Origin of the sequence: Cobetia sp. MMG027 (assembly GCF_027947415.1) — a bacterium.
Taxonomy (GTDB): Bacteria; Pseudomonadota; Gammaproteobacteria; order Pseudomonadales; family Halomonadaceae; genus Cobetia; species Cobetia marina.
The window spans coordinates 106215-127471 of sequence record NZ_JAQJIO010000009.1 but is presented as its reverse complement, the minus strand read 5'-3'; the positions used below and the strand labels follow the sequence as shown (position 1 = coordinate 127471).

The following is a 21257-nucleotide window of genomic DNA, read 5'->3' as shown; positions in this document are numbered from 1 at the left end:
TCGCTGAACGAAACCCCCGCCAATGGCGGGGGTTTTTTTGTGCAATCAAGAAAATCGCGATTGCCAAGGCTGGGGTAAGGTAACTGTCGTCGAGGGTCTGGTATGCTGAGGGCAGCGAGTGCAACCCCTGTTTCCTGAGCCGCATGGTTGCCGCGATGGCAGCGGTCGGCTTACGTTTTCAAGAACTTCAGTACAACAAGGCAGAGACACCATGTCACAACGTGCGTTACCCCTTGCCTGCGCCATTGCGCTCGGCCTCTCCAGTTTCGCATCCCAGGCCGTGCTGGCAGATGGCAGCCCTGCACAGCAGCGCGCCGAAGCCGCTGCGGGCAAGCTGGACATCTCCAAGTTTCTCAAGCCGCGCAGCGATGCCCACAGCCAGAACTTCCAGTTCGGTGGTACCAGTGTCCATCAGTTCACCATCAAGGAAGCCGGGCGCTATGAGATCGACGGCAACGCCAACTTCGATGTGAGTGATCCCTACACCCTGAATGCCAGCCTGGAAGACGAGCAGGGTGCGATCATCGCCACGGGCACGGGTGACAGGGCATCGGATGGCCTGAACATGAATGTCGAGCTGGAGCCCGGGGTCTACAAGCTGCGCGTACGCGCCGACAAGCTGGGTGCCGGCAAGTCGGGTGGCAATACCTATGAAGTGAACGTGGCGGGCCTCAGCGAGAGCGGTGAGAAGCTCTCCGCCGAAGAAAGCGGCATCGAGACCGGTGACGGTCTGGTGTTCCTGGACACCGATGGTGATGGCCGTCGCACTGCCTTCGTCGATGCAGACGATAAAGTGGCGACCATCAAGCCGGCCACCGTGGCCGCGGCTGAGCAGGCGGCGCGCGAGCAGAAGGCCGCCGAGACCGGCAACGCTGCCGCGGAAGGTAGCGCTACTGCCGGTGAAGCCGTCGCCAGCACGGCGACTGGCACGGCCGAAGCTGCCGCTTCTGTATCTGCCACTACGGCGTCTGCCACCACGGCGTCGGCGACCGGCAGCGCTGCTGTCACCGAGAGTGAAGCGGAGCCGGACCGTCGTTTCGATGAGATCGTCACCGATGTGCGCATTCGCGAGAAGGGCGAGGTCATGACCTTCGATGTCTCAGATCGCGGCACCGTGACCATCGACAGCGAGACATTCCCGGGCAGCGAAGGTACCTACAAGTTGCAGATGCGCCTGCTGGATGAGAACGGCAATACCGTGGCCAGCGACAAGGGCGAAGGTTTCGAGGGCGACTTCCACCTCGAGACCGTGCTGGAACCGGGGCGCTACACCGTGTGGGTCAGCGGTCAGAAGTTCGGCACTGCCATGGAAGGGGTCAACAACTACACCGTGCGAGTGCGTCAGCTGGACGTCAAATAAGCCCAGCGCTCAGACCCTGACAGTGACAAAGAAGGCGGCCCTCGGGGCCGCCTTCTTTCGTGTGTCGCTTCCTTGTCGCCTTCCTCTGTGCCTCATCTTCGTCACTTCTCTTTGTCACTTCTCTTCGTTCTCCCTCGTCATTCTCGCCTGAGGCAATCGCGTCCGGCGGAGTGTCTGTCGCGACGGGCTTCGGGTATACTTCGCGCCCAGTTCCGCTGTCGTCATGCCCCCTGTCGCTGCTGCCTGGAGATCACCATGTACTCGTTTGCTCGCTCGCTTCTGTTCAAGCTCGATCCGGAAACGGCTCATGGTGTGACGCTCAACGCCCTGGACATGGCCCATCGGCTTGGCATGGCGCGTGGATTGGGCGGTGAGGCACCACGTGACCCGGTGACGCTGATGGGGCTCGAATTCCCCAACCGTGTCGGGCTGGCTGCCGGTCTCGACAAGAATGCCGATCACCTCGATGCGCTCGCCGCCCTGGGATTCGGTTTCGTCGAGGTCGGCACGGTGACGCCGAAAGGGCAGGCTGGCAATCCGAAGCCGCGCCTGTTCCGCCTGCCGGAGCATCAGGCGATCATCAACCGCATGGGCTTCAACAATGCCGGGGTTGAGCATCTGGTCGCGAAGGTCAAGGCGAGTCAGGCGCGTGGTGCCTCCGGAGTCGTGTTGGGGATCAACATCGGCAAGAACCTGACCACGGCGGTGGATGATGCGCTGAGCGACTATCTGGTCTGCCTCGAGGCCGTGCATGCTCACGCCGACTACATCACCGCCAACATCTCGTCGCCCAACACGCCGGGATTGCGCAATCTGCAGTTCGGGGACCACCTCAATCAGTTGCTGGCGGGGCTGCGCGAGCGCTGTGATCAACTCGATGCCGAGCGTGGCAAGAAGGTCCCTCTGGTGATCAAGATCGCCCCTGACATGGACAGTGAAGAGATTCTGTTCGTGGCGCGTGCGCTGGCTGACAATGGCATCGATGGTGTCATCGCGACCAATACCACCATCGAGCGCTCCGCGGTCGCGGGGAGTTCGTACGCAGAAGAGGCCGGTGGCCTGTCCGGTGCGCCGGTGCGGGAATCCTCCACCCGCGTGATTCGCGGGCTGCGCGAAGCACTGCCGAACATGCCGATCATCGGTGTCGGTGGTATCACGGATGGTGAGAGTGCGCGCGAGAAGGTCGCGGCGGGCGCGGACCTGGTTCAGCTGTACTCCGGACTGATCTATCGCGGCCCGGCGCTGATCGGAGAGTGCGCGCGTGCATTGGAGAAGGCGGATACGCTCATCAAGCTGTGATCAGACAGCCAGACAACGAAAGAGCCGCCTCCTGACATCAGAAGGCGGCCTCGGTACCGGCGTGAATGATGATGTGGCAGTGTCAGCGATATGTCTCGTGAACTGACATTGCCGTGTTGGCTGCCATGTCCAGCCAGCGTGCACGATGCGAAGCGCTTTTGCCGTCAGGGACGGCGGTCGGGTATTGGCCCATCGAGCTCATCGGGTCCGTGGATGGTGATAGCAGGCCTGCAAGAAGCCTGCTGATGCAGTCAAGGTGAACGTTTGCCCGTGTCGTGCTCCGCGCTGAACCGTCGTTCATGCAGGCCGTCGCCTGCCGCGCATTCTCTGGAGCCATGTCGCGAGGGAATCGACACGAGCGCCAACATCTCGGCCTTTCAAGCGGAGAAGCGAGTCGGCCCCATTGCCTACTGCTTCACGCGCCTGACAGTGCCGTGCGTCTTCAAGATAGAAATAAGGCGTTACCTCCCTGGTGGCTTGTCATGTCGCTAAGCGACGTCCTTGGGATTTTCCGGGTGACATCAGCATCGACTGAGTCACCGTGAACACCTCGAGTCCTCTCTGTACGTGCCTTCCGGCGCCATTGATCAGGCGATCCGGTAGACTGATGCCGGAGAATCCGCTTGCGCAGCGCATCAGGCTGCGTGGGCGGGGTGAAAGGCGCCAGGCGCCATCTTCAGGTGTCACTCCTTGACGTCATGCATCCTGAAAGTCATCGGGACGGGAATCAACATCCCGGTGGGAGTATCCTGGTTTGTCCATTGCCGGAGCCCGCTGGGGCTCAGGACAGCACCATGGGGTTCTTGTGGATGCCGGACACGCCGGTCATGCCAGACCATTGGTCGCCACGTCCTTCGCGCCAGCCACTCATCCAGAATTCACGTAGATTGACATCGATACTGGGACAATCATCACGGGAACGACCGGTAACGCCGGCCTTGTAGCCGTGAACATAGGCACGCTGAAAGCGATCACGTTTCTGTCTCTTCATGGATGACCTCTATGTGAGAACCCATCGGCATTGGAGTCACTGTCGTGGTGTCTCTCGAGGAGACATCGTCCGGTGGCAGCGACTCGATACAGCATGGCTTGCCGAGTGAGAGAGTAGGCCGATGACCTGAAGGTCACTGCCGGCCTCGTGCTTCATCACCTCAGTGGCCACTGACCAGCCGTGTCGGGACAGGCCGTGGATGTGAGATGATGGAGGGTCTTGCCAGTACATGCTCGAGCGTGATGGTGGATAGGTCACTGCAGGCCCGGATCTCTGCTCTGAAGGTTGTGTCATCAGAATCCTGTTTCATCGGTGGCAATGGTCACCGAGATGCAGTCGGGCATGCTGCCTGAATGAGGGTTTCGCTCCGTGAACCTCCTTTTCGCTTGGCGTGTCACCTTTCCGAATTGCAGCTACACCTATAGTTTTTAGAACACTGCCTCTGGCTTGTCGACAGCCGTATAGGAATATCGCTAGTGCCAGAAGCCAACTCACAGGAATAAGTCCGGCCTTTGCCGGTGAGAGATTCATGACTGACACGACTTCTGCGACTTCGCCGCGCGCCCCCAGCAACCCGCTCTCCACCTGGTTTGCGACCTGTCCGCGTGGCCTCGAGACCTTGCTGGCTGACGAGCTGACGTCGCTGGGTGCCGAGGTGACCGGCACTACCGTGGCCGGCGTCCACTTCAATGGAAGTCAGGAGACGGCTTACCGCACCATCCTGTGGTCACGCCTGGCCAATCGCATCATTCGCCTGCTGACCCGCGTGGGCGGCGTCGACACCGGCGAGCAGCTGCGCAAGGCGAGCGCCGGCGTCGACTGGGCAATGGAATTGCCGGATCGTGCCTCCATCGCCGTCGATTTCCATGGAACATGGAAGGATATTCGGCATACCTTCTTCGGCGCTCAGACCGTCAAGGATGGCATCGTCGAGGCGATGTTCGAGGAAGGTCGCCACAAGCCGACCGTCGATGGCAAGAATGCCGATCTGCGCATCTATGCGCATCTGCACAATGGCTTCATCACCCTGGGCATCGACCTGGTGGGTCGCAGCCTGCATCAGCGTGGCTACCGCCCCGACCTCGCCCATGCGCCACTCAAGGAGAATCTGGCCGCGGCACTGCTGATGCGTGCCGATTGGCCGGCCCGTGCGGCGCGAGGTGAGAGCCTGGTCGACCCGATGTGCGGTTCCGGCACGCTGCTGATCGAGGCGGCCTTGATGGCGGCGGATATCGCCCCACAGTCGCTGAATGAAGACTTCGCCTGCCGCCACTGGGGGCGTCATGACGAGCGTATCTGGAAAGGTCTGCGCGAGGAGATGGAGCAGCGTGCCATCGCCGGGCGCCGCAAGGTCACCGCGCGTCTGTTCGGGCGTGATCATAGCCCGCAGGCGATCTCTGCCGCGCGCTCCAACGCCATGCGTGCCGGGATTCCGGCCCTGATCGAGCTGGAAGGCGCCTCCGTCGCCGAGCTGACCTGTCCTGAGGGCGCCACCACCGGCCTAGTGATGACCAACCCGCCCTACGGCGAGCGTCTGGGTGAGCTGCCGGCATTGGTGCCGCTCTATGCAAGCCTCGGTGAGCGCATGAAGCGTCACTTCGGCGGCTGGACGCTGGGCATGTTCACCGGCAACCCGGACCTCGGTCACCGTCTGGGCCTGCGTGCGCATCGTCAGTACGCCTTCCGCAACGGTCAGCTGGATTGCAAGTTGCTGATGATCGACGTGGCAGCGCGTGAGCGAGCGGTCGACGAGGACAGCGTGGCGGAAGATGCCCGCAGTCAGCCGGCACTCAGCGAGGGCGGCCAGATGTTCGCCAATCGCCTGAAGAAGAACCAGAAGACGCTGTCTCGCTGGCTCAAGCAGAGCGGCACCACCTGTTATCGCCTCTATGATGCCGACATGCCGGAATACGCGCTGGCCATCGATATCTACGGGCGTCATGTGCACGTGCAGGAATACACGCCGCCCAAGTCCGTGGATGCCAGTCAGGCGCAGCGCCGCCTGATGGATGCACTGGCGGCGATTCCGCAGGTACTGGGCTGCTCGCCCAACGATATCCATATCAAGCAGCGCACGCGTCAGGCGGGCAAGGCGCAGTACACCCGTCAGGACAGCTCCGGTCAGCGTATCGAGGTGCAGGAAGGCGACGCCAGACTGTGGGTGAACCTCAAGGACTACCTGGATACCGGCCTGTTCCTGGATCACCGTCCGGTGCGCAAGCTGCTGGGCAAGGAAGCGGACGGCAAGCGGGTGCTCAACCTGTTCTGCTATACCGCGACGGCCACCGTGCACGCGGTTTTGGGCGGTGCCAGCGAGAGTGTCAGCGTCGACATGTCCAATACCTACCTGGACTGGGGGCGCGAGAACTTCAAGCTCAATGGCATCAGCGAGAAGCGTCACCAGCTGGTGCGTGCCGACTGCCTGAAGTGGCTGGAGCGTTCCCGCGAGGAGTTCGACCTGATCTTCCTGGATCCGCCGACCTTCTCCAACTCCAAGAAGATGGAAGGCACCCTGGATATCCAGCGTGATCACGCGCGCCTGATCGATCTGGCGATGGCCAGTCTGGCGCCGGGCGGCACGCTGATCTTCTCCAACAACCATCGTCGCTTCGTGATGGATGACAGCGTCAGCCAGCATCATGTGGTGGAAGACCTGTCGCGCAAGCTGCTGGACCCGGACTTCAAGCGTCGTCCGGATATCCACCACGTCTTCCGCATCCGTCGCGCCAGCGACGTGAAGGGCTGAGCGATGGCCAACGTCCCGCTGTGGCTCTACACCACGGCGGGCTGTCATCTGTGTGCTCGGCTGGAAGCCACGCTGCAGGCGCTGGGGGCAGATGTCACGCTCACGCGGGTCGAGATCGCCTTCGACGCGCAACTGAGCGAGCGTTACGCGACACGCATTCCCGTGCTGGCAAGCGCATCGGGTGCAGAGTACTCGCTGGTAGATGGCGAAGAGGCCTTGCCGGGCTGGTTGCGCGCGCAGGGCGTCGAGCAGGGCGTCGATCGGACGCCCCCTGCCGGGCGTGACTCCGGCGTCGAGCCGCAGGGGCATGTCATGCGCCATGGACGTCGCTTTCTGCGCTGATTCGCATCATGCCCGGGCCTGAACGAAAGACCGCCGCTACCTCAAGGTAGCGGCGGTCTTCTTGTCTGCGGGTCCCGGCGGCGGCCTAGCCTTCCAGCAGTGACATCTGGCGCATGGCATCTTCGGCCTCGGGGCTGTCAGCCGTAGCCTCCAGCACCTTGGTGAAGCCACGTGAGGCCTGGATGTGAGCGAGGTCACTGACCCAGGTCATGGCCTGCTCGTAGCTTTCGGCCAGATCGTGCTTCAGTCCGCCGAACTGGGTGCCGATCTGGCCCCAGGAGCGACTGACGATCCAGTCGCCGAACATGTCCTGATGTACATGGACCAGGACGTAATCATGATGGCTTTCCCAGCGGATGATCACGCGTGACTCCCGAGGTGAAACAGAGGTGGCATGTGGATGGCTCGCAAGGCGCTGCAGGCTTGTGGCGCATGCTGCGTACGCCTAAGATGGCACGGCGGCGAACGCTGAATCATACCATTGTAATCTTCGCATGCCTTGCAGCAAGTCATGAAGCTTTGCAAGACGCCATGCACGCGGCAACGACCGCAACGCTACCCACCGGCACAGCAAGGAACAAGGCAACAGATGCACATCATCGTGGATGATAACGTCCTTCTGGCAGAAGAGTTCTTCTCTGAATTCGGGGAAGTGATCTGTCTGCCGACCAGCGAGATCACCAATGCCGTCCTCAAGGAAGCCGACATGCTGATCTGCCGCTCCACGCTCAGGGTGGATGAGGCATTGCTGAAGGGCACTCGGGTGCGCTTCGTCGGCTCGCCGATCATCGGTACGGATCATGTCGATCTCGACTGGCTCGAGTCGGCAGGGATTCACTTCACCAATGCGCCGGGCTGCAATGCCGATTCGGTGGTGGATTACGTGCTGTCCTCGCTGTGGCATCTGGCGGAGCAGGAAGGCTTCGATCTGCAGCTCAATCGTCGTTTCGGCGTGGTCGGTGCAGGTCAGGTCGGCTCGAGGCTGATCAAGCGTCTCGAGTCGCTGGGCGCCGAGGTGCTGGTCTGTGATCCTCCGCGCGCGCTGGCGCAGGAGTCGGGAGAGGAGGCGGCAGAAGCGCTGAATTTCGTCGATATCGATCATCTCGTGGCCGAGTGTGATGTCATCTGCGTGCATACCCCGATGGTGACAGGCGGTGAGTATCCGACCCATCACCTGATCAATGCCGAGCGCATCCGTGCCATGAAGCCCGGCAGCGTATTGCTGAGCGCAGGACGCGGTGGTTGCGTGGATACTGCCGCGCTCAAGCAGCGTCTGCTGGAACAGGCTGATCTGCTGACCGTGCTGGATGTCTGGGAGAACGAGCCGGACATCGATGCGGAGCTGGCCTCGCTGGTGGATATCGCCACGCCGCACATCGCCGGACACAGTCTGGATGGCAAGATGCAGGGAACCGAGATCATCTATCAGCAGGCCTGCCGGCATTTCGGCCTGCCGGCACGGCGCAAGCTGGGCCAGTTGAAGCCGGACCCGTGGCTTCGCAAGCTGGTGCTGACGGGGTGGGCGCCGCCGGAAGAGGCCCTCGGTCTCTGCGTTCGGGCCTGTTACGACGTGCGCCGCGATGCCTTGGGTCTGCGTCGCTATCAGCGCCGCTTCGGCAACGCCGAGGGCTTCCTGCGTTATCGGCGTGAATATCCGTTGCGTCGCGAGTTCTCCACGCTGCGCGTCGAACTCAAGAAGAACGCCCGTGAGCTGCGTGAAGTGCTGGAAGGCTTCGGCTTCTCGCGTGTGAAGCTGGCCAGCAAATGATGTGACATGCCATCTCTCCTGCGATATCCATCTGCAGGAGGTGTCGAGGCCGAGTGACGGATCTCGATCGTCAGGCAGTCAGAACGCCCCTGTCAGCTTCGCTGGCAGGGGCGTTCTCGTCTCAGGTACGGATGTGGGGCGGATGACCCGGTAGATGAAACCGGTTCTCGGACGTTTCGGACTGCGACCTTGGTCGATATAATGTCGCCCAAAATTACGCTGACGACAGATGTCAGGGCGCGCCCCGGGCGACTTGTCCGAGGGTGGTGTGGCCCGCTGGCTCCCCGCGTACTCCCCGTTTCTCGTGCCTTCTGCCATGCCCGTCACGACGGCGCGTGTCGGCGTCCTCATTTCCTGAAGATGGTGTCCTGAATGCAACAATCTCCTGATAGACCAGCCGAGGGCGGTGGCTTTCGCCCCCCCTCCCTGCTGGATGCCCTGATCCCCATCGTGCTGGTCATCGCCATGCTGGTGCTGGCGGTCGTGCTGTTCGGCGCCGATGCTTCCTGGGGGCCGAATCAGGTGGCATTGCTGTCTGGCGCGATGATCGCGGGAGCCATCGGCCTCAAGAACGGTTATCGCTGGAGCGATATCGAAGAGGGGATCAACAAGGGGATCCAGATCTCGCTGGGCGCGATCCTGATCCTGTTGGCGGTAGGCGCGATGATCGGTACCTGGATTCTCGGTGGCACCGTGCCGGCGATGATCTACTACGGGCTGGATGTGATCGCGCCTCAATATTTCTATGCCTCGGCATGTCTGCTGTGCGCGCTGGTGGCGCTGTCGGTGGGGAGCTCCTGGACGGTGGCCGGCACCATCGGTATTGGCCTGATCGGCATTGCCGATGGACTGGGACTTTCCGAGGCGATCACGGCGGGTGCGGTGATTTCCGGGGCCTACTTCGGTGACAAGCTCTCGCCACTGTCAGATACCACCAATCTGGCGCCGGCGGCGGCGGGGACCACGCTGTTCGCGCACATTCGTCACATGCTGTGGACGACGGTTCCCAGCATCCTGCTCGCGCTGGCAGGCTTTCTGTGGCTGGGCCACGACTCCGTCTCCAGCCTGCAGACGCCGGAGCAGGTCGCCAACCTGCGTGCCCAGCTGGGTGAGCAGTTCAACATCGGCCTGCACCTGCTGATTCCGCTGCTGGTGCTGCTGGTGATGGCCGTGCGTCAGATGCCCGCCTTCCCGGCGATCTTCATCGGTGCGGTGCTCGGGGGTGTCTTCGCGGTCATCTTCCAGCCGCAGGCCGTGGCGGGACTGGCGAATGTCCCTGACATGTCCACCGCCATGGCGCTGCTCAAGGGCGTATGGATGTCGATGTTCGATGGCTATGTCTCCCACAGCGGCGATGAGGTAATCGACTCGCTGCTCTCCAAGGGCGGCATGAGCAGCATGCTCAACACCGTGTGGTTGATCCTCTCGGCGATGACCTTCGGCGGCGTGATCGAACGACTCGGCCTGCTGGAGCGTCTGGTGCAGAGCCTGCTGGGCGCGACGCGCAATGCCGGTTCGCTGGTCATCACCACGCTGGGCACCTGCCTGGCCTCCAATGTGGTGACCGGGGATCAATACATCTCGGTCATCCTGCCGGGGCGCATGTATCGCGCTGAATTCCGCCGCCGTCGCCTGGCGCCGGTCAATCTGTCGCGGGCACTGGAAGATTCCGGCACCATCACCTCGCCACTGATTCCCTGGAACAGCTGCGGCGCCTACATGGCGGCAACGCTGGGGGTCGCGACTCTCAGTTATCTGCCGTTTGCGCTGTTCAATCTGGTCAATCTGGTGCTGGCGGTGGCCTATGCCATGGTCGGTTTCAAGCTGGAGCGTCTGGCCGAAGGCGACGAGGCGGATGGCGGAGAGCCGACTCCGCTGGCCGAATCTCTGGTGCTGGATACCCCTCATGAGACGGCAGAGTCTCGCTGATTGACGTACTGGGTGACAGAGACAGCCAAGCCCGCCGCGTGGTGAACGCGGCGGGCTTTTTCATGGGCACTCGAGGGGGGGGCGTCCAGCGTTCAGTCAGTGCACTGATGACGTGTGAGGCGTATCAGGAACTCGCGATAGCGCTCCAGTTCGGCGATGTCGATGTACTCATCCGCCTTGTGGGCCTGCGCGATGGAGCCTGGCCCGCAGACGACAGTCGAGAAACCGCGATCCTGGAACCAGCCCGCTTCCGAGCAGAAGCCGACACCGCAGCGTTCACGCTGACCCGTCAGCGCAAAGGCCAGCGCCTCTGCCTTGCCATCGGGCTCCGGCGTGAGCGCCGGGACCGAGGCGTAGTCCTCCAGTGTCTGGATGGCGCACTCCGGTGAGTGCTCCTGCATCTCGAGGGCCAGTCGGGCGGTGAAGTCATCGACTCGCGCGCGTACCGCGTCAGGGGTATCACCGGGCAGGTTGCGCAGCTCCCAATGCAGGCGAGCATCCTTGGCAATGATGTTGGTCGCATTGCCGCCCTGGATGGTGCTGACGTGCAGCGTGGAGTACGGGGGCTCGAACAGTTCGCCCCGTGAGGCCTGGGTGCGCAGGTCGTTTGCCGTGCGTTCCAGCTCCGAGATGATGCGCGCGGCGTAGAACGTGGCCGAGACACCCAGGTCCGGTCGGCTCGAATGCGCCGGCACGCCGGTCACTTCCGTGCGCCAGGCATGCACCCCCTTGTGCGCCGAGACCACGCGTCCCTCCGTCGGTTCTCCGATGATGACGGCGGCGACGTCGGGCAGCGTGTCGCGCATGTGGTCGATCAGTGGCAGACAGCCCAGACAGGTGCTTTCCTCATCGTAGGAGAAGGCAAGGTGGAGTGGCCGCTTGAGGGGAGCATCAAGAAAATCCGGCACCATCGCCAGGCACAGGCCGATGAAGCCTTTCATGTCCACCGAGCCACGACCGTAAAGACGACCCTCCTTCAGCGTGGCCTGATAAGGGTCATGGGACCAGTTCTGGCCGCTTACGGGCACGGTATCGGTATGGCCGGAGAGCACGACACCACCGGCCACCGCGGGCCCTATCGTGGCGAGCAGCGAGGCCTTGTCGCCTTCGGCATTCGAAAGCATGCTCGCCTGGATGCCATGTTCGGCCAGCAGATCGCGAACGAAGTGGATCAATGCCAGATTGGAGCGATCCGAGGTGGTATCGAAGGCGATCAGGCGAGTGATGATGTCGAGGGTGCGTTGCATGTCGAGCCTCATGAGGCATGGCGCCGTTCGGGGAGGGGCCGGATGTGAAAGCCCGAGGGGATCACATTGGCGCTGAACGGACGCAGGAGTCTGCTTTATGCAGTTGCCTGCATGCCAAGTCAATCGTGGCCGCAACCCCCTGTGGCACTTCGTGGCTGATCACGATGTGCCGCGAGGCATGCTTGGGAGTCTGCGGGGTCAGCCCTGACGCAAGAAGCCCGCCACGTGACTCACGTGGCGGGCTTCTGCATCGCTCAAGTGTGCGGTCCTGCTCGAGGCTTACTTGTAGGCAGCGGCCTTGAGCGCGGCGATACGGTCATCCAGCGGCGGGTGGCTGGCGAACAGCTGCTCCATCAGCTTGCGGCTCTTGCCGGTGGTGATGGCGAAGGCGGTCATGGTGTCGGGCATCTGGTCCGGCAGCTCATGTTCCTGCTTGAGGCGTGCCAGCGCGTTGATCATCGAACCGCTGCCCGCGAGACTCGCGCCTGCGGCATCCGCACGATATTCGCGCCAGCGCGAGAACCAGGCGACGATCATCGAGGCCACCAGGCCCAGCACCAGTTCAAGGACGAAGACCACGGCCATGTAGCCGAAGAAGCCCAGGCCGCCGCTGTTGTCATCTCGCTTCAGGAAGGCGTCGATGGCATGTGCGGCAATGCGCGCGAAGAACATCACGAAGGTGTTCACCACGCCCTGGATCAGCGTCAGCGTCACCATGTCGCCGTTGGCCACGTGACCGATCTCGTGCGCCAGTACCGCACGCACTTCCTCGGGACGCATGCGATTGAGCAGGCCGGCCGAGACGGCGACCAGCGCATCGTTGCGGTTCCAGCCGGTGGCGAAGGCATTGGATTGCTGCGCCGGGAAGATGCCGACTTCCGGCATCTTGATGCCGGCGTCGCGAGACAGTTCCTCGACGGTCGTCAGCAGCCAGCGTTCGGTATCGTTCTGTGGCTGTTCGATGATCACGGTGCCCGTCGAGGACTTGGCCATCATCTTGGACAGGAACAGGGAAATCACCGAGCCGGCCATGCCGATGATGAAGCAGAAGATCAACAGGGCGGTGTAATTGATGCCGTTGGCTTCCATGTAGCCATCGAAGCCCAGCAGGCGCAGCGTGACACTGGCCAGCAGCACCACCGCCAGGTTGGTGATCAGAAAGAGGGCTATCCGCATCATGGGGTCAGGTCTCCAATGCCAATCTATCGGTAAGGCGCAATTATCTGCCCGCCATGCTGACAGTGAGATGAATCACTGCGACATGGCGGGCAGATGGCGCGTAACAGGAAGGTATCACCACCGTGCCGGTGTGCGTAGACCTTTCGTGAGGCAGGTATCGACACCGTGGCGTCAGGCCGTCTCGAGGCTCAGTGCTGCGGGAGCCTGCCGCAGGAGAGAGGTGTCTCAGCCCTTGCGGCGGCGCGCCAGGAAACGACCGAGACGCTCGATGGCCTCTTCCAGCTGGTCGGCGTAGGGCAGGGTGACGATGCGCAGGTGATCCGGATTCGGCCAGTTGAAGGCGGTGCCCTGCACCAGCAGCATCTTCTCTTCCAGCAACAGCTCCAGCACCATCTGCTGGTCGTCCTCGAAGGGATACATCTCCGGGTCGAGACGCGGGAACATGTAGAGCGCGCCCTTGGGCTTCACGCAGCTGACGCCGGGGATCTCGTTGAGCTTCTTCCAGGCCGCATCACGCTGGGCCAGCAGACGGCCACCCGGCAGCACCAGGTCATTGATGGACTGATAGCCGCCGAGTGCCGTCTGGATGGCGTGCTGGGCCGGGACATTGGCGCACAGGCGCATGCTGGCCAGCATGTCGAGGCCAGAGATGAAGTCGGCCGCCGGGCGCTTGTCACCGGAGAGAATCATCCAGCCCGAGCGGAAGCCCGCGCAGCGATAGCTCTTGGACAGGCCATTCATGGTCACGACCAGCAGATCATCGGCCAACGCACCGGTGGAGACGTGCTCGGTATCGTCATAGAGGATCTTGTCGTAGATCTCATCCGAGAACACCACCAGGCCGTATTCCCGCGCAACCTGCAGGATGTCCTTCACGACGGCTGGCGGGTAGACCGCGCCGGTCGGGTTGTTCGGGTTGATCAGCACGATGCCCTTGGTGTGGCTGGTCACCTTGGCGCGGATGTCCTCGATGGAGGGGGCCCAGTCCTGCGCCTCGTCACACAGATAGTGCACGGCACGACCGCCGGCCAGATTGGCGGCAGCGGTCCACAGGGGATAATCCGGTGCCGGTACCAGCAGCTCGTCACCATCGTCGAGCAGGGCCTGCATGGCCAGCACGATCAGCTCCGAGACACCGTTGCCGATGTAGATGTCCTCGATGCCGACACCCTGGATGTCCTTGCGCTGACACTCCTGCATGATCGCCTTGCGCGCCGAGTAAAGCCCCTTGGAGTCACAGTAGCCCTGCGCGGTCGGCAGATTGCGCATCACGTCCTGCAGGATCTCTTCCGGTGCCTCGAAGCCGAAGGGCGCCGGGTTGCCGATATTGAGCTTGAGAATGCGATGACCTTCGTCCTCGAGACGCTTGGCGTGTTCGAGAACCGGCCCGCGAATGTCGTAGCAGACGTTGTCCAGCTTGTGTGACTTGCGAATTTCGCGGGGCTTTCTTTGCTCGGTATCCATGGTGCTTTCCGTAGATCTCCGTCACGTAAGGTGTAGGGGCGAGTGTCCAGCATATCGCGCCGCCTGCCTGCCGCGCCACGGCCAAGGGCCAATAGCGTGGTTAAATTTGCGGTTTGAAATGTTCAGGCAGAAAAAAATCCCGCCAGAGGTTATCTGGCAGGATTTTCAACTGGCTTGCAGGCATGGTCCGCGAATGAGATCTGAATTCGACCGTCGTTATCTCACTGTTCTGGTAGCGTTATTCGCTCGCGGACTCAGGTGGTTCGCTCATCCGTGCGCCATCTTGCGTCTCGCCACTGGCTTCCGGCACCGGCTCGGCGGGAATGTCCACCGGCGTTTCCAGCGTCAGACGTCCGAGCTTGCCATCGCGCAGTTCGTGCAGCAGCACCTCGGCACCGCGATGCAGATCGATGATGCCACCGGCGCGCAGGCCGCCACGCTTGCTGGCGATCTCTTCCAGAATCGCGACCCCGTTGAAGCCCGAGAGCGCCATCAGGTCGACCTTGCGCGGGCCATCACTCTCGACTCGCTCGGCGTCAGGGTTGGCACTGTAGGCCGGCAGTGATTTGAGCTTGTAGCGAGCGATCAGCTCATCGGGATAGCGCCTGGCCAGCTCCGCCGCCACGACCACCGCCACATCGGTGTAGTCGATGGCGGTATCCCGAATCGCGCCGCTGCCGGCCAGACGGTAGGCGCTGGCCTGATCCTCGATCTTCGGCCACATCACCCCGGGGGTGTCGATCAGGGCGATGCCGCCATCGATGCGAATCTTCTGCTGACGCTTGGTGACGGCGGGCTCGTTGCCGGTCTTGGCGATCTTGCGACCCGCCAGACCATTGATCAGCGTCGACTTTCCGACGTTGGGGATGCCCATCACCATCACGCGCGCATCACGATCGACACGGATATGACCGGCCATCTCGCGACACAGCCGCGGGATCTGCTTGAGGTCACGCGCCTCAAGCGTGGTGATCGCCAGTGCACGGGTATCGGGCAGGGCATCGAAATACTCGACCCATTCACGCGTGCGTGCCGGGTCCGCCAGGTCTGCACGTGACAGCAGCTTGAGGACCGGCTTGTGGCGGGTCAGCTCGGACAGCACCGGATTGGTGCTGGAGTAGGGGAGGCGGGCATCGAGGACTTCGATGACCACGTCGATCTCGGGCAGCGCGTCCTTTATCTGACGACGCGCCTTGTGCATGTGTCCCGGGTACCAGCCCAGCATGTTGCTTCTCCTGCCGTCAGGGGTATGACGGTTGTCCTGTCACCTCTTGTCCTGCCTCCTCGCCCGCCTGTCAGGAGTCGCTCACCAATGAAGGTGGCGATAGATGACAGGCAGCAAGAAGAGGGGACGCGTATGGCGGCGCATTCTACCAGAGGCCGCTCGGCCATGGAGAAACGCTGGCATCGTCTTCTCGCGCTCTGGCGTCTCAGCTGCGCACCGGCTTGAAGCGCAGCGACACCGAGTTGATGCAATAGCGCTGCCCTGTCTCGGTAGGGCCGTCGGGAAAGACGTGTCCCAGATGGGATTCGCAACGACGACAGCGTACTTCGACACGTCGCATGCCATGGCTGGTGTCGAAATGCTCTTCGACGGCGGCATCCGCATAGGGCCGATCAAAGCTCGGCCAGCCACAGCCGGCGTCGAACTTGGTGTCGTTGTCGAACAGCTTCGCGTCGCAGGCAATGCAGTGATAGGTGCCCGGTGTCGGGCTGACCTCGTGATCGCCACTGAAAGGGCGTTCGGTACCGGCTTCACGTGCGACGCGATACTGCTCCGGCGTCAGACGCTTGCGCCATTCCTCTTCACTGCGGATCAACTTGTCCTGGGTCGGCTTGTCTTGCTCGCTCATGGTCTCTTCTCTCTATGCGTTTCTCGAATCGACGCCCGCGCGAACCTGCAAGCAAGTTCCCGTGAGCGGCAATCCGAAACAATGGCTACCGGTCTTCACTCGACACCCGGTACATACCCCAAGAATGCGGGCGTCAGGGCGTGACCACAAGCACGTGGTGGATGCACTTGGCCAACGCCGGAAAAATCCTGTTGAAGCAGGGGGTTGACGAAGGGGAGGGGGCTTTGTAATATACGCGCCACCTCGACGAGGCAAGAACGTTACGTCCCATTCGTCTAGTGGTCTAGGACACCGCCCTTTCACGGCGGTAACAGGGGTTCGAACCCCCTATGGGACGCCACTTCTTGCAGCGTAGGGATCGGAGTGCGGGAATAGCTCAGTGGTAGAGCACAACCTTGCCAAGGTTGGGGTCGCGAGTTCGAATCTCGTTTCCCGCTCCAGTGTGTCCCATTCGTCTAGTGGTCCAGGACACCGCCCTTTCACGGCGGTAACAGGGGTTCGAACCCCCTATGGGACGCCATCTTCGGTCTTGTGTGGTCGCATGATCTGCTTGTGTTGCGGGAATAGCTCAGTGGTAGAGCACAACCTTGCCAAGGTTGGGGTCGCGAGTTCGAATCTCGTTTCCCGCTCCAAAGGAAAAGGCAATGCGACAAGGTCGCGAGCTGGAGTGCCAGTCCAATGGCCCGCCAGTCCGATCGAATCTCGTTTCCCGCTCCAGTACGTCCCATTCGTCTAGTGGTCCAGGACACCGCCCTTTCACGGCGGTAACAGGGGTTCGAACCCCCTATGGGACGCCATGCAGAGCATGATGGTGTGGCAAGCCAGCAGTAAGACAGATGTCGTGAGCACAGCTTCATGACACCCGGTGCGGGAATAGCTCAGTGGTAGAGCACAACCTTGCCAAGGTTGGGGTCGCGAGTTCGAATCTCGTTTCCCGCTCCATTCGGAACAAGTGGTGTGACAAGGTCGCGAGCTGAACGTCAGCCCGGTCGAATCTCATCTCTCGCTTCAGAGGAAAAGGTAATGCGACAAGGTCGCGAGCTGGTTCGCCAGTCCGATCGAATCTCGTTTCCCGCTCCAGTACGTCCCATTCGTCTAGTGGTCCAGGACACCGCCCTTTCACGGCGGTAACAGGGGTTCGAACCCCCTATGGGACGCCATTCTGTTTGACAGCGCAGTTTTTGGTTTCGACAGGCGGGAATAGCTCAGTGGTAGAGCACAACCTTGCCAAGGTTGGGGTCGCGAGTTCGAATCTCGTTTCCCGCTCCAGTCGAACACGATGTGATTGATGAAATAGCAGTGCCCCATCGCCTGACAGACACGATCATCGTGCCACGTCACCGGCGATTTTTTTGTGCCTGAAATTCCTCCTCAGGCCGTTCTGCACCGGTCCTTGGTGTTGTCCTCCCAGTTGATTTTTCCCTCCTGCTTGTTTCCCGTATCGCACTAATGCCTTTCCTGCAGCGTGCCTGATGTGGCAGCGCTGAATGCGTTACCATGCGCATCCAATGTCTTGTGTCTGATTTTCATGTTCGAGTGCTGCTCAGCGGTGTCGCTACTGTTGCGCAATTGTTCTCAGATGCGTCTTTTCTGCTGTGCTGGCTGACAGCGCCAATTTGATTACAGGTGTCCGATGTCACGACTCGCCTTGTCCATTCGTGGCCTGACCAAGGTCTACGGTAACGGTTTCGAGGCGCTCAAGGGGATTGATCTCGATGTCCCTGAGGGCGATTTCTTTGCACTGCTGGGGCCCAACGGGGCCGGCAAGTCCACGACCCTGGGGGTGGTGAGTTCGCTGGTGCAGAAAACCGCCGGCAAGGTCGAGATCTCGGGCATCGATATCGACAAGGATTTCTCAAAGGCCAAATACCATCTCGGTGTGGTCCCTCAGGAGTTCAACTTCAATCAGTTCGAGAAGGTGCAGGATATCGTGATGACCCAGGCAGGGTATTACGGTATGCCCATGAAGGAAGCGCGCCCGCGTGCCGAGCGCCTGCTCAAGGATCTCGGGCTGTGGGACAAGCGCGATACCCCGTCACGCATGCTGTCCGGTGGCATGAAGCGCCGTCTGATGATTGCCCGCGCGCTGATTCACAAGCCGCGTCTGCTGATTCTCGATGAGCCGACTGCCGGGGTGGATATCGAGCTGCGTCGCTCGATGTGGGAGTTCATGCGCCGCATCAACCGTGAGGAGGGCACTACCATCATCCTCACCACGCATTATCTGGAAGAGGCCGAGAGCCTGTGCCGCAATATCGCCATCATCAATCACGGCGAGATCGTGCATAACACCAGCATGCGCGAGCTGCTCAAGGAGCTGGACGCCGAAACCTTCCTGCTCGATCTACGTGAGCCGCTTGACAGCGCACCGGTCATCGAGGGTTTCGAGGTCTCTCTGAGCGATCCCCAGCAGCTGTCGCTGTCCGTACGCAAGGGCCAGTCGATCAACACCGCCTTCGCGGCGCTGGATCGCGCCGGGATCACCGTGGTGTCGATGCGCAATCGCGCCAATCGTCTCGAGGAGCTGTTCGTCGACCTGGTCGAGCGCTCCAATGCCGAAAGCGGTATCGCCTCCAATGTCGCCAAGGAGATCACGCAGTGAACCCCCGTCAGCTATGGGTGGCTCTGGTCACCATCGTCGTCAAGGAAGTCCGTCGTTTCACGCGTATCTGGCCGCAGACGCTGCTGCCGCCGTCCATCACCATGACGCTGTACTTCGTCATCTTCGGCAATCTCATCGGCTCGCGCATCGGTACCATGGATGGCATCAGCTACATGGATTACATCGTGCCGGGGCTGATCATGATGTCGGTGATCACCAACTCCTATTCCAACGTGGCCTCGTCGTTCTTCTCCAACAAGTTCCAGCGCAGCATCGAGGAGCTGATGGTCTCGCCGCTGCCGTCCTGGATTATCCTGCTCGGCTATATCATCGGTGGCGCCGTGCGCGGGCTCGGTGTCGGCATCATCGTCACCGCCGTGGCCTTCCTGTTCACGGATCTCGATATCCATCACCCGATCCTGACCATCGTGGTCGTGGTGCTGACGGCGCTGTTGTTCTCCATCGGTGGCTTCATCAATGCGCTGTTCGCACGCAAGTTCGACGATATCTCGATCATTCCGACCTTCGTGCTGACCCCGCTGACCTATCTCGGTGGCGTCTTCTATTCCATCCACATGCTGCCGGACTTCTGGCAGACGGTGTCACTGGCCAACCCGATACTCTACATGGTCAACACCTTCCGCTACGGCATTCTGGGGGTCTCGGACATCAGTGTCGGTCCGGCGATGGCGGCCATCGTGGCCTTCATCATCGGCCTGTTCGCCTTCGCGCTGTGGCTGCTGGAGCGTGGCAAGGGCATCCGCAGCTGAAGATGTCGCCCAGAGGATGATGGTAAGATGCGCGCTATCGCGCCAGTGCACGAAACGCCGGCTTCTGCCGGCGTTCTGCTGTCTGCGCCCCTGATATCGATGCGTTATTGGCCTATTTCACAGGAGTGCTGTCATGGCTCACCCCACTGCCGTCAACGTGCCCGATGAGGCGCGCCCCGAGACTCTCAAGGATGCCCCGCTCGGGCGAGAGTCCGCTTACCCCGAGCACTACGATGCCAGCCTGCTGTTCCCCATCGCGCGGGCGGCCAACCGTGGTCCCATCGGTATCGATGATGCGGCGTTGCCGTTCGTCGGTGAGGATGAATGGCACGCCTTTGAGGTCTCCTGGCTGGATGAATCCGGCAAGCCGTGGGTGCGTGTGGCCCGTTTCCGCCTGCCGGCGGCTTCCCCGAATCTGATCGAGTCCAAGTCCTGGAAGCTCTATCTCAACAGCCTCAATCAGAGCCGCTTCGCCGATCAGGCGGCCGTGCAGGCGACGTTGGAGCGGGATCTTGCCGCCGCGGCGGGCGCGCCGGTCGAGGTGCGTCTGCTGGGACTGGATGATGACGAGCTGGACGTCGGGCGCCTGCCGGGAGAATGCCTCGATGACTTGCCGATCACCGTCGAGCACTACACGCCATCGCCGGAGCTGCTCAGCGCCGATGACGCCGATATCGTCAGCGAAGACCTGCACAGCCATCTGCTCAAGTCCAACTGCCCGGTCACCGGTCAGCCTGACTGGGGCAGCGTCTGGATCCGCTATCGCGGCCCGCGTATCGATCGCGAGCGCCTGCTGGCCTATCTGATCAGCTATCGCCAGCACCAGGATTTCCATGAGCACTGCGTCGAGCATCTGTTCGTCGACCTGATGGCGCGCGTGAAGCCTGAGTCCCTGCTGGTGATGGCGCGCTATGTGCGCCGTGGCGGCCTGGATATCAGCCCGTGGCGTGCCACGCCAGATCTCGAGGCCGAGGCCCGTGCCAGCCTGCCGCTGCGTCTCTCGCGTCAGTAGTCCTCTCTATGGTCATGTCGTCTGATCGGCTTGCCAATCAGGCAGATAGCATCGAGTGATGAGACGGCGTGCTGGTGAGATGCTAGTGTGAGAATCATTCTTATCTTAAGTCTGTGACAGGAGAGACGATGGACGCGCTGACGTTACTGCATGAACGCAATTCCATGGGCAAGCTGATGGCGCCAGCCCCGAGCGATGCGCAGATGGAGGCCATCTACCAGGCCGCCCTGCGTGCGCCGGACCACGCCGAGCTGACGCCCTGGCGCTTCATCGAATTCACGGGCAGCGGGCTGGAGCGTCTCGGCGAGCTGTTTGCCGAGGCGGAGCGCAACACGTCGCCGGCAGGTGACGAGGCAGCCCAGGCCGCGGCCAGCAAGAAGCCGCTACGGGCGCCGATGGTCGTCGCGGTGATCGCCAAGGTCACGCCGGACCACCCCAAGGTGCCGCGTGTCGAGCAGGTGGTGAGTGCCGGTTGTGCCGCTCACGCCATGCTGTTTGCCGCTCAGGCACAGGGACTCGGTGGCATGTGGCGCACGGGCGGCTACGCGTTCGACCCAACCGTGCACGCCGGACTGGGCATGAGTGAGCAGGATGAGCTGGTCGGCTTCCTCTACCTCGGCACCCCGGGCGGACGTCTCAAGCCCTTGCCGAGCCGCGAGAGTGCCGACTTCGTCGAACGCTGGCAGTGAGGCGCT

Annotated in this window: 17 protein-coding genes and 8 tRNA genes; 18 read left to right on the top strand and 7 right to left on the bottom strand. The window is 61.9% G+C overall.

Annotation, left to right across the window (positions count from 1 at the left end; translation table 11 throughout):
- The first annotated feature begins 211 nt into the window (after window positions 1-211).
- Both PJK54_RS13690 and PJK54_RS13685 read left to right on the top strand, forming a co-directional pair.
- Window positions 212-1360, top strand: coding sequence for a hypothetical protein (locus PJK54_RS13690; protein WP_271303166.1), 1149 nt, complete (start codon window positions 212-214; stop codon window positions 1358-1360).
- 255 nt (window positions 1361-1615) lie between these two features.
- A complete protein-coding gene (locus PJK54_RS13685; RefSeq protein WP_271303165.1) occupies window positions 1616-2659 on the top strand; it encodes a quinone-dependent dihydroorotate dehydrogenase in 1044 nt (347 codons plus the stop codon).
- 781 nt (window positions 2660-3440) lie between these two features.
- Here the strand turns inward: PJK54_RS13685 and rmf are convergent.
- Window positions 3441-3650 carry a ribosome modulation factor gene (rmf, locus tag PJK54_RS13680; protein ID WP_043334308.1) on the bottom strand — a complete coding sequence of 70 codons (210 nt, stop codon included), beginning with the start codon at window positions 3648-3650 and terminating at the stop codon, window positions 3441-3443.
- 529 nt (window positions 3651-4179) lie between these two features.
- Between rmf and rlmKL the strand changes: the two genes are divergently transcribed.
- Window positions 4180-6396: a bifunctional 23S rRNA (guanine(2069)-N(7))-methyltransferase RlmK/23S rRNA (guanine(2445)-N(2))-methyltransferase RlmL gene (rlmKL, locus tag PJK54_RS13675; RefSeq protein WP_077378443.1), complete on the top strand. Its 2217-nt coding sequence runs from the start codon at window positions 4180-4182 to the stop codon at window positions 6394-6396.
- 3 nt (window positions 6397-6399) lie between these two features.
- Window positions 6400-6738, top strand: coding sequence for a glutaredoxin family protein (locus PJK54_RS13670; protein ID WP_271303164.1), 339 nt, complete (start codon window positions 6400-6402; stop codon window positions 6736-6738).
- 85 nt (window positions 6739-6823) lie between these two features.
- Here PJK54_RS13670 and PJK54_RS13665 read toward each other — a convergent pair whose 3' ends face one another.
- Complete coding sequence (locus PJK54_RS13665; RefSeq protein WP_077378449.1) at window positions 6824-7102, bottom strand: WGR domain-containing protein; 279 nt, start codon at window positions 7100-7102, stop codon at window positions 6824-6826.
- A gap of 225 nt (window positions 7103-7327) precedes the next feature.
- On the opposite strand from PJK54_RS13665, the gene pdxB reads away from it, so the two are divergent.
- Window positions 7328-8506, top strand: a complete 1179-nt coding sequence (gene pdxB / locus PJK54_RS13660; RefSeq protein WP_141392555.1) for a 4-phosphoerythronate dehydrogenase PdxB — start codon at window positions 7328-7330, stop codon at window positions 8504-8506.
- A gap of 372 nt (window positions 8507-8878) precedes the next feature.
- Window positions 8879-10435, top strand: a complete 1557-nt coding sequence (gene nhaC, locus PJK54_RS13655; protein ID WP_271303163.1) for a Na+/H+ antiporter NhaC — start codon at window positions 8879-8881, stop codon at window positions 10433-10435.
- Window positions 10436-10527: 92 nt separating this feature from the next.
- Here the strand turns inward: nhaC and argE are convergent, their stop codons facing one another.
- The 5 genes from argE to msrB form a co-directional block, all read right to left on the bottom strand.
- Entirely contained in the window at window positions 10528-11682 is a 1155-nt protein-coding gene (argE, locus tag PJK54_RS13650) for an acetylornithine deacetylase (RefSeq protein WP_271303162.1), read from the bottom strand.
- Window positions 11683-11961: 279 nt separating this feature from the next.
- Window positions 11962-12861 (bottom strand): protease HtpX, encoded by a 900-nt coding sequence (htpX, locus tag PJK54_RS13645; protein ID WP_077378460.1) that lies wholly within the window; start codon window positions 12859-12861, stop codon window positions 11962-11964.
- 225 nt (window positions 12862-13086) lie between these two features.
- On the bottom strand, window positions 13087-14325 hold the full coding sequence (locus PJK54_RS13640; RefSeq protein ID WP_271303161.1) for a pyridoxal phosphate-dependent aminotransferase: 1239 nt from the start codon (window positions 14323-14325) through the stop codon (window positions 13087-13089).
- Window positions 14326-14563: 238 nt separating this feature from the next.
- A complete protein-coding gene (gene ylqF / locus PJK54_RS13635; RefSeq protein WP_271303160.1) occupies window positions 14564-15550 on the bottom strand; it encodes a ribosome biogenesis GTPase YlqF in 987 nt (328 codons plus the stop codon).
- A 205-nt stretch (window positions 15551-15755) separates the two neighbouring features.
- Window positions 15756-16178: a peptide-methionine (R)-S-oxide reductase MsrB gene (msrB, locus tag PJK54_RS13630; protein WP_077378468.1), complete on the bottom strand. Its 423-nt coding sequence runs from the start codon at window positions 16176-16178 to the stop codon at window positions 15756-15758.
- 264 nt (window positions 16179-16442) lie between these two features.
- On the opposite strand from msrB, the gene PJK54_RS13625 reads away from it, so the two are divergent.
- The 12 genes from PJK54_RS13625 (at window position 16443) to PJK54_RS13570 (ending at window position 21251) form a co-directional block, all read left to right on the top strand.
- A tRNA-Glu gene (locus PJK54_RS13625) sits at window positions 16443-16518 on the top strand.
- A 25-nt stretch (window positions 16519-16543) separates the two neighbouring features.
- Window positions 16544-16618, top strand: a tRNA-Gly gene (locus PJK54_RS13620).
- Window positions 16619-16622: 4 nt separating this feature from the next.
- A tRNA-Glu gene (locus PJK54_RS13615) sits at window positions 16623-16698 on the top strand.
- A gap of 37 nt (window positions 16699-16735) precedes the next feature.
- Window positions 16736-16810 (top strand) — tRNA-Gly (locus PJK54_RS13610).
- Window positions 16811-16899: 89 nt separating this feature from the next.
- Window positions 16900-16975, top strand: a tRNA-Glu gene (locus PJK54_RS13605).
- Window positions 16976-17045: 70 nt separating this feature from the next.
- A tRNA-Gly gene (locus PJK54_RS13600) sits at window positions 17046-17120 on the top strand.
- 142 nt (window positions 17121-17262) lie between these two features.
- Window positions 17263-17338: transfer RNA gene (locus PJK54_RS13595), tRNA-Glu, on the top strand.
- A gap of 34 nt (window positions 17339-17372) precedes the next feature.
- A tRNA-Gly gene (locus PJK54_RS13590) sits at window positions 17373-17447 on the top strand.
- A gap of 364 nt (window positions 17448-17811) precedes the next feature.
- A complete protein-coding gene (locus PJK54_RS13585; protein WP_191237612.1) occupies window positions 17812-18780 on the top strand; it encodes an ABC transporter ATP-binding protein in 969 nt (322 codons plus the stop codon).
- On the top strand, window positions 18777-19550 hold the full coding sequence (locus tag PJK54_RS13580; protein WP_077375500.1) for an ABC transporter permease: 774 nt from the start codon (window positions 18777-18779) through the stop codon (window positions 19548-19550). Before PJK54_RS13585 ends, PJK54_RS13580 begins: the two co-directional genes overlap by 4 nt.
- A 133-nt stretch (window positions 19551-19683) precedes the next feature.
- Window positions 19684-20562 carry an NADPH-dependent 7-cyano-7-deazaguanine reductase QueF gene (gene queF, locus PJK54_RS13575; RefSeq protein WP_176503208.1) on the top strand — a complete coding sequence of 293 codons (879 nt, stop codon included), beginning with the start codon at window positions 19684-19686 and terminating at the stop codon, window positions 20560-20562.
- A gap of 128 nt (window positions 20563-20690) precedes the next feature.
- The gene (locus PJK54_RS13570; RefSeq protein ID WP_077375494.1) at window positions 20691-21251 is read left to right on the top strand and encodes an NAD(P)H nitroreductase; all 561 of its coding nucleotides are present in this window, start codon (window positions 20691-20693) and stop codon (window positions 21249-21251) included.
- Window positions 21252-21257 lie beyond the last annotated feature (6 nt).